The sequence below is a fragment of the Sphingobacterium multivorum genome (genome assembly GCF_039511225.1).
GTDB lineage: Bacteria > Bacteroidota > Bacteroidia > Sphingobacteriales > Sphingobacteriaceae > Sphingobacterium.
Genome location: NZ_CP154261.1, coordinates 4,715,251 through 4,731,015 on the forward strand (window position 1 = coordinate 4,715,251; position 15,765 = coordinate 4,731,015).

Consider the following 15,765-nt stretch of genomic DNA (forward strand, 5'->3'; position numbering starts at 1 on the left):
CAAAAAAAATCCCCATCACATGATGGGGATTTTTTATTATCGGGGTTTCCCTATATTTCCTTTCGATTATCGTCCGATTCAATATCAATTAATTTATTATACGGATCTATGCCTACCTGTTCGGGTTTTTGATCAACAACTAGCGTCATCGTATTGTTGATTCGATCGATTTTATGCTTTTTTAGATAAAGCTCCTGACGTTTATTACCGTCTTTGCTTTTCTTATCCGAGAAAACGCCGACTTCAATATAGTCTGCCAATGGCAATGATTTCAGGGTCACGCGATCTGATTTCTTAAAGGACAGTGGCTGTCCACCTTCGTCATTGTAACTCTTTTTCCCATTGCCATCTACGCGGTATTTAGAAACTTCAAATTGGATATCAACCTGATATTTACCATTCTTAAGTTTCTTAGAACTTACTTTTTCTATTTTGTTGTTATATAGGGTGATCGTTTCAAACATATCTTTAATCAGGTAATGTAAGGAATCTGGAGTCGCCTGTCTAAAACTATCCACAAACTCCGACGACGTTGTATACGGTGGGTTTTGAAACACTGTCCGTTGTAAATAAGATTGAGCTGTCCGGTTAAAAAGCTCCTCGCCCAGATAATCGCTCAAGGCATACAGTACCAAGGATCCCTTTTGGTAATGAATATACATTTGATTTTCATTATACATCAAAGGCTTTTCACCGAGTTTTTCGGCACTTCGCCCTTGTAAATAGCCATCGAGCGCATCTTTGAGAAACTTACGCATCTGCCCTTTCCCATATCTTCTTTCCAAAACCTTGAGCGATGAATATTCCGACATACTTTCGGACATCAATGTCGCCCCCTGCACATTGGCTCCTACCACTTGATGTGCCCACCACTGATGTGCAATTTCATGGGCTGTTACCGCGTAGGGATAATCGACTGCATCTTCCTTCTTCTCATTGACATCAGCAATAAAACCGATTGCTTCCGAAAAAGGAATGGTATTGGCAAAGGACTGTGCGAAAGTTCCTGCTGTGCGCGGAAATTCAATAATACGCAATTGTCGATGCGGATAAGCACTGTATTCTTTCGTATAGTAAGCCAAAGAAGCTTTACTGGAAGCCATCATGCGATCCAGGTTATAGGTATGCCCCTTATGGTAATAGATCTCTAAATTAACCCCGTTCCACTTATCTTTTTTGACTTCATATTCGGCAGAATTAAAAGCAAAAAAGTTCAGGATTTCTGAATCCATTTTATACTGGTAGTACTTACGACCATCTTTTTCCCATTCTTTTGTGAGATAGCCTGGGGCAATAGCCAGCTGATTTTTGGCTGTACTTACCGTAGCTTCAAAACGGATCCAATCGGCATCATTGGATATATAGTTATTCTGAAGGGCCCTTTTGTCAGTCTGTGGAGCCATTCTATCCCGGTGTGGCAGTCCGTATTTCTTTCGAATATCATTATCTACCAGCTCGCCACGGTCAAGATAGCCTATATTCGGAAAAAGCATATTGTTGATAAAAGTGCCATTGCCCTTCACAGGAGACTTTTCATTTATCCAGGTGTTGGCCGGACTAGCCGTGCTAAATTTCAATACAATAGAATCGCCCGGAGCCATCGCCTTCTCGAGTTTATAAATATTGAAATTATATTTATCGTCGGCCGAAATCAATTTATTCGGCACACTTAAAGAAAAGGTATAATCGTAATCATTATAATTGACGAAAATGGAATCTATAGGCGTATTGGTCTTGTTTTTTAGCACATAGGCCGCATTCGCTTTAAAACTACGCTTATCGGGAAAAATATCTAAATTAAACTTGACATCCACGACACGGGGCTGCGGCCTGTATTGGTACTTTTTATATTTCTTCTCCCATTCCACAGCCTGTTTTTCATGATCTAAACTGGTATAATAGGGATTTTTAACATGATTTTCGTAATATATTGCAGCACCGATGCCGATAAAGCCCACAAAGGCAAAAATGAGTATCGCCGTGGTTACCGGCCCCAAGTTCGCCTTAAAAATACGCCAACGCTCGCTAATTCCTGAAAAACTACCTCTCCGCCACAATAGCAGGGCTATAACAGCAAAGAACACCGCAAAAAGTAGCCAATAAACCCGATACGTTAAAAACGGCAGAACGTAACCAAATCCATCCATATCCGAGTAATCAAGATCCGGTCCCTGGTTAAACTGATAGATCTCCTGTTCTACTCCGACCATGGATAAAAAGGGCAACCCAATAAATAAGGTCAATAACACAAAAAAACCAGCCAGGTAATTTTTGAAAAGTGTATGGACAAACAGTGAAATGAACAGCCAGACCAAATTTGACAGCATACCATATACCATCAAGTGCATCACATATTGGCCGATTTCAAAATTATAATAACGATGGTACACTTGAAAAGCCATGCAGGTTGCAATCACCACAGCCAGCAAGGTCAATTGCATTAAAAGGATGGCAACAATTTTCGATCCCATCATAGCCCAGTTGGGTACCGCTGTAGTGTCCAATAGTCCCCCCATCCGCGTAATGCTTCCGCGATGCACAAGAAGTCCCGTAAAAAGAAAAGTCAGGATCAACAGGAAAAATTTAAATGTAGTCCCCGGGATCATCAGCATTTTCCAGGTCACGGGATAGGTCGACGTTCCGAATATCGAACCAATGGTACTTGCCATTAAGATAATGAACAATACCCCTACCAAAGTCAATATTAAAAACACCGGATTTTTGACAATATATCGGTAGTCGTACCGTGCCATCATCCACATTGTTCTTAAATAATGAAATGTCGAAAAATCATAATTTACTTTAGGTAGATTGATTTTGAAGACACTATCAAAGTTATTTTTGGTTAAACGGGCTCCTTTTTTCGACGATTTAAAGGAAATCGAATGTTGTGAAAAAGAAAACAACACATAAAACCCGCCAATGAACAGGGCTGCGACCGCAAGCCATATTAACCGGTTATAAATAACAGCTCCAGTAAATGGCAGGTTGTTTACATTCTTCTCTTCAGGAGACCAGTATTGTGTATAATACGAGATGGCACTATCCCCAAAAGGATCGATCAATGCCCCTACAAAACGGTTGTCCATGTTGTTTGCCAGATTCTGAACCAGCACCTGAAGAATAATAAGAATCAGCACCGCAACAAAACCGACGTATACGTTTCGTGTCAATGTTACCAGCACAAAGATAATTGCACTAAAAATAATGAGATTGGGGATAACCTGCACAAGATAGGTTTGTAAATAAGCCCAAACCTGAATCGGCCCTAATAAAGATTGATTAATGCCCGGCACAAATTGTGCAACGATAATCCCCAGGGTTGAAGCAAATACAATAACCAATACAACAGCCACCGATCCAAAGAATTTACCGAGTAGATAATCCGTTTTTGAGAAAGGGTAACTGAAAAGTATCGTATGCACCTGATATTGAAAATCCCGGTAGACGCAGGCTCCAACGATGGACGGTATCAAAAAATAGATAATAGTCGACATACCGTTGACCATGCCGTTAATTGCCCAAGGAGAATTCATCATGGTATTGGACGAAGTCGTTGCCGTTATACCGTCAAAAATACCGAGTGAAGACAGCATAATGAACAACGAAAGCGCAAAGAAGAGTGCCATATAGATGTAGACGGCCGAACTCTTAAACCAACGCGCAAACTCAAAATTAAAAATGGCTCTAAACATGGCGTTGATCATTTTTTAGCGCTACAAAATAGACATCCTCCAATTGGCCTTGAGCGTTCACAAATGATTCATCAGGACGCGCATCGCTGTACACCCGAATATTGAGCGTGTTGTCCTGATTGTAATTGGTTGAAATAACGTTATATTTTTGTGTATACTCATCCAATTGGTCCCGACTGATGATACGTACCCAGATTTTACCTTCCAATTGATCGATGGATTCTTTTGGAGTGCCCCTCAAAAGAATCTTTCCTCCATTCAGAATGGCCAACTCATGGCAGAGTTCACGCACATCATCCACGATATGCGTGGAAAAAATAACGGTATGATCGGTACCTATCTCGCGTAGCACATTTAAAAAACGATGTCTTTCCGCTGGGTCAAGCCCTGCGGTCGGTTCATCAACAATGATTAACTTAGGATCATTCAGCAACAATTGCGCTATACCAAAACGTTGCTTCATACCGCCCGAATAACCACTTACACTTTTATTGCGCACGTCCCAAAGATTGGTTACCTCAAGAACACGATTGATAATGGCATCCCGATCCACTTTAGATTTAATTCCTTTCAATTTTGCAAAATATTGCAGCAGGTCTGATGCCGACAGATTGGGATAAACACCAAATTCCTGTGGTAAATAACCCAAAACTTTCCGTAAATCGAGCTGATTTTTGAGTACATCAATATCACCAAAAGTAATACGCCCACTGTCGGGTTTCTGAAGTGTCGCAATCGTCCGCATTAAAGAAGATTTGCCAGCACCATTTGGCCCCAGTAGACCAAACATCCCAGGCTTGATTTCTAAGTTTACGCCATCTAAAGCTTTTACCCCATTAGAATAGGTCTTACTAAGGGTCTCTATTGATAAATTCATAATTTATTTTAACTGTTAATAATATGTTAGTATACCGAAACAATGATATGTTACATCAATATAGTAAAAGTTAAAAACAAACGAAAATAAAAGACTCTTTGTAGACAGGACTATGGACAAAGCAACAGTATTTTACTAGTTAATTATCCATTGGAAAAAGTGCGTCTCCAGCAGGACCAAAAAATCTGGATAGGGATCAGAAAGAATGAAGAAGTCTACTGGAAACTCCGCAATAATGGCTGGGTACTACAACGAAAAGACCCACCAAAGCTACGGCTGACCTGAAAATCAACGTATTCAACCTGCATCCCCAGTGCTGAGAGTTTGTCCCCTAAGTAGGCAAAAATAGGATCTGTCACATATACCTCCGGATTAATGGCGCAAACTCATTTTCTACAAAGATCATAACACTGATTTTAGTACAATTTGCTTTTTTTAATAAAAAAAGCAACTATTTGAAAGAGGAAACTAAATTCCCAAAACCCAGCGTACATTGAACAAATCAGTTACCTCAATAAATTTATGTGCTGTATCACCAGATTTATTTTTGATCCTTTGGGATGTAAGTTTTCCGATTAATTCCTCGCGATCAGCATTGTCCTGACAGGGAACAAATACAGCTACATAGTTTCCCACTTTCCGACCTTCATTGTGTACGAGATCGGAGCCATAGATGACAATGCGTTCGGAAATAAGAGCGGCACTCACCACAGGAGTTTCAACATAGCCTTGAAGGGGTTCTTCGAACATCTCGAAATGTAAAGTGCCCCCGAAACAAGTCTGGTAAAAGGTAAGTGCTGCCCTACAGTTTCCTGAGAATGTAATGAATATTCCGCTTTGCAAGCGTTCCATCTGCTCAACTAGCATAATTTAAATTGATTAAGCGTCCGGTATTTCAGGTTCAACAAGCTTTTTCATTTTTTCCAAAGATTCTTGCCACCCAAGATAACACATCTCCGCGGGAATAATCTCGGGAATTCCGGTCTGTTCAATCTGAAGTTCAGTGCCACAGATCACTTTACGCAAAGAAACAGTCGTAGTCATTTCACCTGGTAAATTGGGGTCATCAAAGCGGTCTACGTACTTGATAAAACCATTTGGTTCAATCTCTAGATACTCACCACCGAAGGAATGACTATGACCTGTACTAAAATTGGTAAAAGTCATTTTGAAACTTCCCCCGACTTTAAATTCCATGTGTTGTACAGTACACAGAAAACCATAAGGAGGAAGCCAGCTGGCATGTGCTATCGGGTCTGCAAAAGCACGGAACACTTTTTCAGGGCTCGCCTGAATAATTCGATGTAAAGAAACATGATTCGTTTTCATAGCTATATCGTTTATAAATAAATTACTACTGCTGGTTTTTTGTTTTACTTTTTCTATTAGGCATTATTTTAGGACAATCCAATCTGATAAGGTCTTAAACAACTGAGGTCTGGTGATACGTTCCTGTGTTGCTCATATCTTTGCTGCTCAAGCGGGCTATTCTACCCTGATAGACGTAAGAAACAGCGAGTACCGCCAATATCACAATAGGCATGGCCATAAATGCAGCATTTTTGTCAACACAGGCATGACTGATAAAAGCAAATATTAAGTTAAATGTCAATCCAGCATAAGCCCATTCTTTTAATTTACCTGGAACCTGTGGTACAGCAATTGCAATAACGCCCAACACCTTACAGATGATTAAAGCATAAGCAAAATAGTCGGGGTATCCCAACGGTTTTGTGCCCGCATTGATATATTGAGGAGCAAATAATAGTGTTCCAAGTGGCATTAGTCCTTCCCAGAGAACTATAAATACCGTTGCTATCCAAAAAGCAATTTTGTTCTTTTTCATTGTATAAGTCGTTTGTGTAAGTGTATAATTTCAGTTCTTATTCACCTTGAGGTCAGGAAATATTAGTTCGCAGATTCTACGTAGTTTACGAAGTTATTCAGAATAGCCTGCCAACCCGATTTTTGCAATTCAGGATCATTTTCCTGTTCCGCATCAAAAACTGTAATCACACTGGTTTTCCCTTCCACTTCCGAAAAAAGCGTATTTACAGTTCTTCCATCAGCCATGGTATAAGCAATTTCGCGATATAGATTTACCGTATGGTAGGTTCCTTCAAAGTCAAACCCAAAGCTTCCGTCTTTCGCCTCCATTCTATTTTTAAAAGTTCCACCTACACGAAGGTCATTTTCACTACTTGGGCAGTGCCAGCTCGGATCTGCCGTATTCCATTGCATGATATCCACAGGATTGTTCCAAAGTTTCCATACTTTTTCTACAGGAGCGTTAATCGCGGCTTCAACTGTAATTTTTGTCTGTCTTTCCATTGTTTTTCTATTGTTTATATTGATATAACAAAGATGCAAAGGATCACAACATTGCGGCTGTTGCAAAGACGACAACTTTAGGGGTAGATTACGACAAAAACTATTTGTACCTTTATATCATAAACCAAAAATGATATGCAAATCTCTGTTTTTGTTCCCGAATACGGCACGATCGAAGGTATTACCCCTGCGTTCAGAACCTTCCATACGGCCAATGAATTTCTAACGGCCTTTGGAAAACAGCCTATTTTTGAAGTCGAATATGTAGGTTTAACGACTTACGTCCCGGCCAATAGCGGGGAGTATACCATCAAGACAAACCGACTACTACAGGACGTTCAGAAAACAGATCTGCTTATTATACCGCCTATTTTTGGCAACATAGAAAAAGGAATACGTGATAATGCCGAAGCGATCCCTTATTTCACAAAACTGTACCACAAAGGGGCTAGTCTTGCCAGTCTATGTGTGGGTGCTTTCCTGCTCGCTGAGACCGGTCTTTTAGATGGAAAAAAATGTTCGACACACTGGGCACATATCGAAGAGTTCAAGGAAAAATACCCCCACATTGAAATTGAAGATGGTGCCGTGATCACTGAACATGAAAATATCTACAGCAGTGGTGGCGCGAGCAGTTTATGGAATCTGATCCTCTATTTAGTGGAAAAGTATGCCGATAGGGAAACAGCCGTACTCATAGCCAAATATTTTGCACTGGATATCAGCCGGGATAATCAATCGCAATTCGCCATATTCAGAGGCCAACGTAATCATGCTGATCTGGATATCCAACAAGCTCAAGACTATATCGAGAAGAAGTACGAGGAGAAAATTACAGTCGAAGAACTGGCCAATCATGTCAATATTGGGCGGCGAACATTTGAACGGAGATTCAAAGAAGCAACCAACAACACGCCTGTTGAATACCTGCAACGCGTACGCATCGAAGCTGCAAAAAAGTTCTTCGAAGCATCACGAAAAAACGTCTCTGAGGTCATGTATGATGTAGGTTATACAGATACAAAAGCCTTTCGGGATATTTTCCGAAAAATTACTGGCCTTACACCAATAGATTATCGAAACAAATTTGCCAAGGTGACCGCCGATGTCGCCATCGAGCAATAAGCCTTGATAAACAATAAAGCCACTCAGGAGAGTGGCTTTATCATTGATCGGATTTCTTACTTTTATTTTAACATCATTTCCCGGATATACTTCACCGGTGAATTGCCAAAGCTCAGGAATTTTTCATTGAACGCCTTCAAATTAAACTGTTTTCCTTCTTTTTGCTTCACAGCTTCCCTAAGATCATAAATTTCTTTATATCCCGTAAAGTAAGATGTCAACTGCACGCTGCTCACCGACACACGTTTCCATTTTCCGGCTGCTTCAGCCTGTTGTTGAAACGCCTCATCAACCAACAAATGCATGGCGTCTTTTTCACTCATATTTTTCACATGGACGCTATAATCGAGTATCGCATTGCAAACAGTACGCAGATGCCATTTGTACCACATTAACCACATTTCTGGGGCATTGTCTCCGTAACCATTTTCGAGCATCATTTGTTCGGTATAGACAGCCCAGCCCTCAATCATTGCACCATTTCCTAAAATACTCTTGATGAGACTCGGCGATTGGTTGGCATACACCAATTGGGTATAATGGCCTGGAATAGCCTCGTGGATATTGAGTATCTGTAAAATGTAATGGTTATACTCCCGAAGGTAACTTTCCGTTGCCTCTTTCGTCCAACCGGTCAGACTGCCCACATTGTAATAGGTATTTCCGCCTTTATCATATGGACCAGGTGCACTGATTGAAGCTCCTGCAACACCAGCCATGTAAGCAGGCTCTTTACGCACCACGAGCGGTTTGCTATCATCAATGTACAATAAATCTTTTTGTTTGACAAACGCAACCAGCTTCGGTATCTGTGCTTCGATAGCCGATTGAAACTCTTCCGCTTTAACATGGTTGACAGACAGGGTGTCGATCATTTTTCGGATGACAAGCAAACTATCGGACGGCAAGGACGATTTTCCAAAATATTTAGGCCACAGCTCCTTGCTGATTTTATACATCTCACCGTGCAAGTAGCTTTTCCTTGCGAGAGCAGCCTGGTAAATCTGTTCAGCTGTTGAACCAGATTGGATGTCAAAGTCAAATTTTTTGTCGTAAAGTTCCTTGCCTAATCTAAAACTTCGTGGCGAAGGGTTAGGTGTCACTTTTAAAAATTGAACATACCCATTGATCGCCGCAATAGCTTGTTGTGAGGCCTTCTGAATAGCTTCCTTTTCTGAAGCCGACAGATCAGATTTTTTAAGTGAATCACGCAAGTCGTTTTCAAAAACAGATAAACCACCCAAATTCTGCTGAATGGCCAAATCGGTCAAGACCGAGGCCGGATTTTTAAGCTGTCCTTTCGCAGCCTCATAGTAGGCCGGAATCTTCGTCAACCGATGATATATCGCTTTAAGTCTGGTCGATAAAGGCGCATAATTCTCGGCAAGCATAAAAGCGATCGTCCCGCCAACATTGTACGAAGAAGGGTTCCACTCATACGCGCGCTCTTTTTCAATCGCCCAAATATTGGATTCAAGATAGTTTTGAATCAGATGATAATCTGTTTGCTGAGAAAGATTCAACGTACTCAGATCAAAATTTTTAAGGCTGTCCAAATGTCTTTTCGAAAACTCCAGTCGTAGTTTTTGCGCATCAGCATCAGGTATGGTCAACAAGGAATCATACTGATGGAATCCGACCTGGGTAGCCCATTCCGGATTTTCCTTCCAAAGCTGTAGAATAAAGCGGTCCTCATACGATTTAAATTTTTCATTCGCAGCAGTATCAACAGTAGATTGTCGGTCCTGAGTTCCCGATCCACAGGAAGCCATTAGGCCCAATCCAAAGATAGCAAGGGTATATGTTATAAGTTTCATTGGAGTATTTTGCCTAAAATTAACATTATTGTTGATGAATTTCAGCATTTTACTCCAATAATTTACAACTATAACCAGGTATGAAATTTCCGAATAAACCAATTTTTCACCCACTGCGTCAATAAACAATAGCAGATCAAAATACCGATAAGCCATGGAAAATAAGTTAGGGGCAGTGCCTCCATTTTTAAAGCAGCAGCAAATGGTGTAAACGGCAAAACAACACCGATAATCATCATCAAACTCGTCAACGCCACAACCGGTGCTGCAGCCCAGCTTTGAATAAAGGGTATTTTCTTGGTCCTTATCATATGGATAATCAATGTTTGTGAAAGCAATCCCTCCACAAACCAACCAGTCTGAAAGAGTGTTTGATCCGATACGGTATTGGCCTTGAACACGAAAAACAATACTGCAAAAGTGGCAAAATCAAACAGTGAGCTTATGGGACCAATAAATAACATAAACTTAGAGACACTGCCAGCGTCCCATTTCTTTGGCTCGACAATAAATTCCTCATCCATGCTGTCCCAGGGAATAGCTACCTGCGATATATCATAGAGTAGATTCTGAATAAGCAGATGCACGGGCAGCATTGGAAGAAATGGAAGAAAAGCGCTAGCACCAAGCATACTGAACATATTGCCGAAATTGCTGCTCGCCGTCATCTTGATATATTTAATGATATTGCCAAAAGTTCGACGCCCGTAAATAACCCCTTTTCGCAGCACCATAAGGTCCTTTTCCAACAGAATGATATCTGCGCTTTCCTTGGTGATATCGACAGCCGTATCCACGCTGATACCGACATCAGCCTCCTTAAGTGCCGCTGCGTCATTGATGCCATCGCCCATAAACCCAACCGTATGCCCCTTTTCCCTTAATGCCTTCACAACACGAACTTTTTGGAGCGGACTTAATTTCGCAAATACCGACACCCGATCAACACATTGATTTAGCTCGCTGTCCGTGATGCTATCTAATTCATTTCCATTGACGATCCGATCCACCGGAATGCCGACATCCAGACAGATTTTGCGTGTAATAATCTCATTGTCTCCAGTCAGTACTTTAATCGCAATCCCCAATTTCTGCAAGGCTTCAATCGCAGGCTGTGACGAGGGTTTGGCCGGATCCAAAAAGCCAATAAATCCGGTCAACGTCAATTTCGCTTCATCCGCAACAGCATAGGTCAACGGGTGACTACCTTCAAATTCTCGGATAGCAACCAATAAAACACGTAATCCCTCCTCGTTCATCTTTCTTGATGTTTTCAATACAATTTTACGCATCGTATCGTCCATCGGTACTGTACGGTCATTTTCGACATGCAGGCTACGGTCATCTCCCGGATCAAAAGCATGTGTACATAACTCAAGCATTTCCTCTACGGCCCCTTTACAGATCAATAGGTGTTTGCCATTATGCTGTTTGAGGACCACAGACATCCGTCGCCGCTGAAAATCAAATGGAATCTCGTCAATTTTCAAATATTGATCCTCCACTTTCAAGTAATCGTGCAATTCGACATGTTCCAGCACAGCCTTATCCATCAGATTCTTCAGACCAGTCTGATGAAAACTATTGAGATAGGCCCATTTGAGTACCTCGTCATCTTCGACACCGTAGACGTTCAGATGTTTTTCCATGACGATCTTGTCCAATGTCAATGTTCCTGTTTTATCTGTGCACAGAATATCCATGGCACCTATATTTTGGATGGAATTTAGCCGCTTGACGATGACTTTACGTTTGCTCATATTGACAGCACCCTTTGCCAGGTTAGCGGTGACAATCATGGGCAGCATTTCGGGGGTTAAACCTACAGCAACAGCAATGGCAAACAGTAGCGCTTCCGTCCAGTTCCCTTTCATCAACCCATTGATCAAGAAGATCAGCGGAACCATGACCAGCATAAAACGGATCAATAAGAAACTCACCTTATTTATCCCCTTATCAAAACTTGTTTCGGGACGTTCGCCCGTAATCGATTTGCTGATACTTCCAAAATAGGTGTAGCTTCCTGTCGTTACAATCAGGGCTGTCGCCGATCCACTAACGACATTGGTCCCCATAAAACAAATATTACAAAGTTCAATAGGTGATTTATTCCCTGCATCCCGGATCGGCAAATAATTCTTCTCTACAGGAAGCGCCTCTCCGGTCAGCATACTTTCACTCACAAAAAGATCCTTACTCTGAATAATACGGCAATCTGCAGGAATCATATCCCCTGCGGAAAGGTATACAACATCTCCCGGCACCAGCTCAACAATAGGAATCTCTCTTTTGCCTTTAAATTTCCGCAATACTGTCGCCGTAGTTTTCACCATACTTTTTAATTTTTCTGCGGCGGCATTACTTCGATACTCCTGTACAAAACGAAGCAGTGCACTGACCAAAATCATAATGGACACCACAACAACTGTTTTATAATCCCGTTCGCCGACCTCCGGAAGCCCAACATCGATAATAAAGGAAACAGTGGCAATCAATAACAGAATATATATAAAGGGGTTAGCAAAAGATTTCAATAGCTGCACATACCACTTTGGGGCCTTTTGATGTTTCACCTCATTTAAACCAAATTTCTGTTGACGCTCCGCAGCCATTTCATCTGTAATCCCTTCTCTGCTCGTTTCTAACATCGCGCAGGCAAGTTTTTCATCCTGACTGGCCACCCCCTGCAATTTGGTCACAGTCCCTACATTCATTCCATTGGAACTGATCATATTGTGCAATGGATTCCTTGTTGTTTTATTGTTCATTTTAATCATAACCCTATAGCCCGTTTCATGTTAATTTCCGTAAACCCCATTCTTATTACCGATCCAATTCGTATTACAAATCCGACTCGGTACCAATAATTTCCCAGCTTATTTTTGTTACTCTTTCTTCAATGGTCAATCGGCTAGCCATCCGTTCGATAAGACTGTCTTGCTGACCGATGGCTCTAACAATAGCCCTAATGACAACAGTGTTAGTAGTCAGGGTATCGTCACTCGAAAGGGAAGACAACAATAGCTTTTCGTTACTGCCGAGCATCTGCATCAATAAAACACGAATATGATTTTCGATGTCTATCCCACAGCCTATGGTCAGTAGATATTCGGTCTGGGATGCTGCCGATTTATTAAAAGTCAAGAAGGCCATTTTTTGTCCGATTGGACGAAAGATCAGGTGTGTCAAAATAATAGCCAGCGCAACGACAGATGCTTGGGCATACAAACCTAGCCCGGAGAGTGCGCCTACTGCCGCCGAACACCAAATTGTCGCTGCCGTGTTCAGGCCATGCACATTCAAACCGTCCTTCATAATTACACCAGCGCCAAGAAAACCAATTCCACTGACCACATAAGAAGCGATCCGTCCGGTAGCATCACCGCCAATTTCTATGGAAAGTAACACAAAAGCTGCTGCTCCCAACGAAACTAAGGTATTCGTCCGAAGTCCCGCATTTTTCTGGCGCCATTGGCGCTCTACGCCCACAGCAGCGCCCAAAAGCAATGCAGCAAATAATCGTATGGTAAATTCAAAAACACTCATCTCTTTATCCTCCTTTGCCTGCAAAGGTCCACATTCCTCCCCCCATGATTCGTTAGAGATCTTTTAGAAAATTATTAGAATTTTATTAGAGAAATACTTAAATTAAAAAACTATAATACAGACACTTACAATTTAAATATAAAATTTACAGATCAAGCTGTCCAATTTCTTTAACTTCAAGCATTGTTGTGGTGTAAATCAGTTACACTAAAAACAATAAAAAAATGGAACAACGAATTAATTTTTTCGCAAAAGGGCAAAACGCCATGAAATCGATGTTTGGAATAGGTGCATATCTGAGCAAGTGCTCGATAGAACAAGAGCTTTTGCATCTTATTTATTTCCGTGTATCACAAATCAATGGCTGTGCTTATTGTCTGGATATGCATTCAAAAGATCTACTGGCCACCGGAGATCAACCACAACGATTGTTCTTATTGGATGCCTGGCGGGAAGCCCCGCTGTATAGCGAACGTGAACGTGCTGCACTGGAATGGGCCGAAGCCGTGACGAAAATTACACATGGCGATGTATCGGACGAGGTTTATGCTAAAGCAACTGCAATATTTTCGGAAGAAGAACTTATTGACCTGACCTTGGCCATTACAGCAATCAATTCCTACAATAGGATCAATATTTCCTTCCGCACACAAGCAGGAAGCTACAAAGTTGGGCAGCACAAAGTACAGCCAACCTCATAAATAACGAAACGTATATTTATACGATAAATTAAACCATAAAAATGAAAGATTTCATCTTATTATTTCGTCAGGGGGCCAATGAGCAAAGTCAACTGACAGAAGAAGAAGCAAAAGCTGTGAACAAAAGGTGGTTCGACTGGATCCATGACATCGATACGCAAGGTAAACTGAAGGATCATGGCTCCCGTCTTGAGCCTGCCGGAAAGGTATTAAAGCCGGGCGGTATCGTTACGGATGGACCTTTTGTGGAAATTCGGGAGAGACTGGGCGGTTTTATTGTCGTCGCAGCAGAGGATCTTGACGAAGCCACAACCTTGGCCCATGGCTGTCCTATTCTCGAATTTAACGGAAGTGTAGAGATACGTGCACTACTCAACTAATCATATACAGGATCGGCTGTACACCGACATAGCCGATCCTATTTTAAACTTATGGATCCAGATTTTCTAAAACAGCTTTTCCAGCAAGAATTTACCAAAATAGTCGCTGTCATCAGTAAAAGTTTTGGCCTCCAGTACATCGAAATAGCGGAAGATATCGTCAGCGAAACGTTCTTAGTTGCCACAGAATCCTGGCAGACCAAAGGCGTTCCTGCAAATCCTACGGCTTGGCTGTACACGGTTGCAAAACAAAAGACCTTGGCCCAGTTTAGAAGAAATAAAATATTTACAGATAAAATCATCCCTGCAGTACGGCAGCGGGAGCCAGAAGCGGAGAGCTTTGACGAGTTTAGTTTCTCGCAGGAAAATATTAAAGACAGCCAATTAAAAATGCTGTTTGCCATCTGCACGCCAGCAATTGCCAGTGAGGCACAAATTGGTCTTGCCCTTAGAATCCTCTGTGGTTTTGGTATAGAAGAAATTGCCGAAGCATTTCTTTCCAACAAAGAAACCATCAATAAGCGCCTATTCAGAGCAAAGGAAAAACTACGTTCAGAAAAAATCGAACTCGAACTGCCTTCCGAAACAGAAATTATCAAACGCCTCGATAATGTACTCCATATTATTTACCTCTTATTTAATGAAGGGTATTATTCTAAAACCCAAAATCAAATTTTAAGAAAGGAGCTCTGTATTGAAGCGTTACGCCTTGCGCTCATGCTTTCATCTTATGAAAAAACCAATACACCCAAGACCAATGCGCTCATTGCGCTGATTTGTTTCCATTCTTCCCGCTTCGAGGCAAGGCTGACCAATGAAGGTGATTTCATTTTGTATGAGCAACAGGATGAGGAACGCTGGAATCAAGAACTCATCCATCAGGGGCTTTATTTTCTGAAGAATGCCGCATCGGGCGACGAACTCACATCTTATCATCTGGAGGCGAAAATTGCGCAATGCCATTGTATAAAGGAAGACAGTCCAGAAAAATGGACCGAAATCCTGCAGTGGTATGACCGTTTATTAGTCGTCAATTATTCCCCCGCAGCTGCATTAAATAGAATATTTGCCCTATATAAAGTAAAAGGCCCTAAAGCTGCATTGGCCGAAGTAAAAACCTTACAACTAGAAGACAACCACTTTTATTTTGTCCTCCTCGGGGAACTTTATCAGGATCTAGATAAAAACAAAGCCATCGCAAACTTCAATAAAGCAAAAAACCTCGCCAAAATAACATTGGAAAAAGAGGTTATTCAACAGAAGATTGATGCTATAAAGTCTGCAATGACCTAA

Annotated in this window: 13 protein-coding genes; 4 read left to right on the top strand and 9 right to left on the bottom strand. The window is 41.4% G+C overall.

Annotated features, from left to right (window positions below):
• Positions 1-50: 50 nt before the first annotated feature.
• The 6 genes from AAH582_RS19580 to AAH582_RS19605 all read right to left on the bottom strand — a co-directional run bounded on the left by AAH582_RS19580 (position 51) and on the right by AAH582_RS19605 (position 6,903).
• The gene (locus tag AAH582_RS19580; protein WP_343319841.1) at positions 51-3,695 is read right to left on the bottom strand and encodes a M1 family aminopeptidase; all 3,645 of its coding nucleotides are present in this window, start codon (positions 3,693-3,695) and stop codon (positions 51-53) included.
• Positions 3,688-4,572, bottom strand: a complete 885-nt coding sequence (locus tag AAH582_RS19585; RefSeq protein WP_343319843.1) for an ABC transporter ATP-binding protein — start codon at positions 4,570-4,572, stop codon at positions 3,688-3,690. Before AAH582_RS19585 ends, AAH582_RS19580 begins: the two co-directional genes overlap by 8 nt.
• Before the next feature lie 468 nt (positions 4,573-5,040).
• A complete protein-coding gene (locus tag AAH582_RS19590) occupies positions 5,041-5,439 on the bottom strand; it encodes a glyoxalase (RefSeq protein ID WP_112375658.1) in 399 nt (132 codons plus the stop codon).
• A gap of 12 nt (positions 5,440-5,451) precedes the next feature.
• Entirely contained in the window at positions 5,452-5,901 is a 450-nt protein-coding gene (locus AAH582_RS19595; protein WP_046672128.1) for an SRPBCC family protein, read from the bottom strand.
• 94 nt (positions 5,902-5,995) lie between these two features.
• On the bottom strand, positions 5,996-6,418 hold the full coding sequence (locus AAH582_RS19600; RefSeq protein ID WP_286753250.1) for a DoxX family protein: 423 nt from the start codon (positions 6,416-6,418) through the stop codon (positions 5,996-5,998).
• Between the two features lie 62 nt (positions 6,419-6,480).
• The gene (locus AAH582_RS19605; RefSeq protein ID WP_343319848.1) at positions 6,481-6,903 is read right to left on the bottom strand and encodes an SRPBCC family protein; all 423 of its coding nucleotides are present in this window, start codon (positions 6,901-6,903) and stop codon (positions 6,481-6,483) included.
• Positions 6,904-7,038: 135 nt separating this feature from the next.
• On the opposite strand from AAH582_RS19605, the gene AAH582_RS19610 reads away from it, so the two are divergent.
• Positions 7,039-8,028, top strand: coding sequence for a GlxA family transcriptional regulator (locus tag AAH582_RS19610; protein WP_046672125.1), 990 nt, complete (start codon positions 7,039-7,041; stop codon positions 8,026-8,028).
• A 62-nt stretch (positions 8,029-8,090) separates the two neighbouring features.
• Here the strand turns inward: AAH582_RS19610 and AAH582_RS19615 are convergent, their stop codons facing one another.
• The 3 genes from AAH582_RS19615 to AAH582_RS19625 form a co-directional block, all read right to left on the bottom strand.
• The gene (locus tag AAH582_RS19615) at positions 8,091-9,845 is read right to left on the bottom strand and encodes a DUF885 domain-containing protein (RefSeq protein WP_343319851.1); all 1,755 of its coding nucleotides are present in this window, start codon (positions 9,843-9,845) and stop codon (positions 8,091-8,093) included.
• A 68-nt stretch (positions 9,846-9,913) separates the two neighbouring features.
• On the bottom strand, positions 9,914-12,613 hold the full coding sequence (gene mgtA / locus AAH582_RS19620; protein ID WP_343319853.1) for a magnesium-translocating P-type ATPase: 2,700 nt from the start codon (positions 12,611-12,613) through the stop codon (positions 9,914-9,916).
• A gap of 73 nt (positions 12,614-12,686) precedes the next feature.
• Positions 12,687-13,391: an MgtC/SapB family protein gene (locus AAH582_RS19625; protein ID WP_343319855.1), complete on the bottom strand. Its 705-nt coding sequence runs from the start codon at positions 13,389-13,391 to the stop codon at positions 12,687-12,689.
• Between the two features lie 224 nt (positions 13,392-13,615).
• Here AAH582_RS19625 and AAH582_RS19630 point away from each other — a divergent pair, with 224 nt between their 5' ends.
• The 3 genes from AAH582_RS19630 to AAH582_RS19640 are packed head-to-tail and all read left to right on the top strand — an operon-like array spanning position 13,616 to position 15,765.
• The gene (locus tag AAH582_RS19630) at positions 13,616-14,092 is read left to right on the top strand and encodes a carboxymuconolactone decarboxylase family protein (protein ID WP_046672123.1); all 477 of its coding nucleotides are present in this window, start codon (positions 13,616-13,618) and stop codon (positions 14,090-14,092) included.
• 41 nt (positions 14,093-14,133) lie between these two features.
• A complete protein-coding gene (locus AAH582_RS19635) occupies positions 14,134-14,472 on the top strand; it encodes a YciI family protein (protein WP_046672122.1) in 339 nt (112 codons plus the stop codon).
• A gap of 51 nt (positions 14,473-14,523) precedes the next feature.
• The gene (locus AAH582_RS19640) at positions 14,524-15,765 is read left to right on the top strand and encodes an RNA polymerase sigma factor (protein WP_343319858.1); all 1,242 of its coding nucleotides are present in this window, start codon (positions 14,524-14,526) and stop codon (positions 15,763-15,765) included.

Excerpts from the sequence above, each read along its gene's own strand:
- AAH582_RS19595 (WP_046672128.1), bottom strand. The coding sequence starts at position 5,901 with ATGAAAACGAATCATGTTTCTTTACATCGAATTATTCAGGCGAGCCCT.
- AAH582_RS19580 (WP_343319841.1), bottom strand. The coding sequence starts at position 3,695 with ATGTTTAGAGCCATTTTTAATTTTGAGTTTGCGCGTTGGTTTAAGAGT.
- AAH582_RS19590 (WP_112375658.1), bottom strand. The coding sequence starts at position 5,439 with ATGCTAGTTGAGCAGATGGAACGCTTGCAAAGCGGAATATTCATTACA.
- AAH582_RS19615 (WP_343319851.1), bottom strand. The coding sequence starts at position 9,845 with ATGAAACTTATAACATATACCCTTGCTATCTTTGGATTGGGCCTAATG.
- AAH582_RS19605 (WP_343319848.1), bottom strand. The coding sequence starts at position 6,903 with ATGGAAAGACAGACAAAAATTACAGTTGAAGCCGCGATTAACGCTCCT.
- AAH582_RS19625 (WP_343319855.1), bottom strand. The coding sequence starts at position 13,391 with ATGAGTGTTTTTGAATTTACCATACGATTATTTGCTGCATTGCTTTTG.
- AAH582_RS19635 (WP_046672122.1), top strand. The coding sequence starts at position 14,134 with ATGAAAGATTTCATCTTATTATTTCGTCAGGGGGCCAATGAGCAAAGT.
- AAH582_RS19610 (WP_046672125.1), top strand. The coding sequence starts at position 7,039 with ATGCAAATCTCTGTTTTTGTTCCCGAATACGGCACGATCGAAGGTATT.
- AAH582_RS19640 (WP_343319858.1), top strand. The coding sequence starts at position 14,524 with ATGGATCCAGATTTTCTAAAACAGCTTTTCCAGCAAGAATTTACCAAA.
- AAH582_RS19630 (WP_046672123.1), top strand. The coding sequence starts at position 13,616 with ATGGAACAACGAATTAATTTTTTCGCAAAAGGGCAAAACGCCATGAAA.
- AAH582_RS19585 (WP_343319843.1), bottom strand. The coding sequence starts at position 4,572 with ATGAATTTATCAATAGAGACCCTTAGTAAGACCTATTCTAATGGGGTA.
- AAH582_RS19600 (WP_286753250.1), bottom strand. The coding sequence starts at position 6,418 with ATGAAAAAGAACAAAATTGCTTTTTGGATAGCAACGGTATTTATAGTT.
- mgtA (WP_343319853.1), bottom strand. The coding sequence starts at position 12,613 with ATGAACAATAAAACAACAAGGAATCCATTGCACAATATGATCAGTTCC.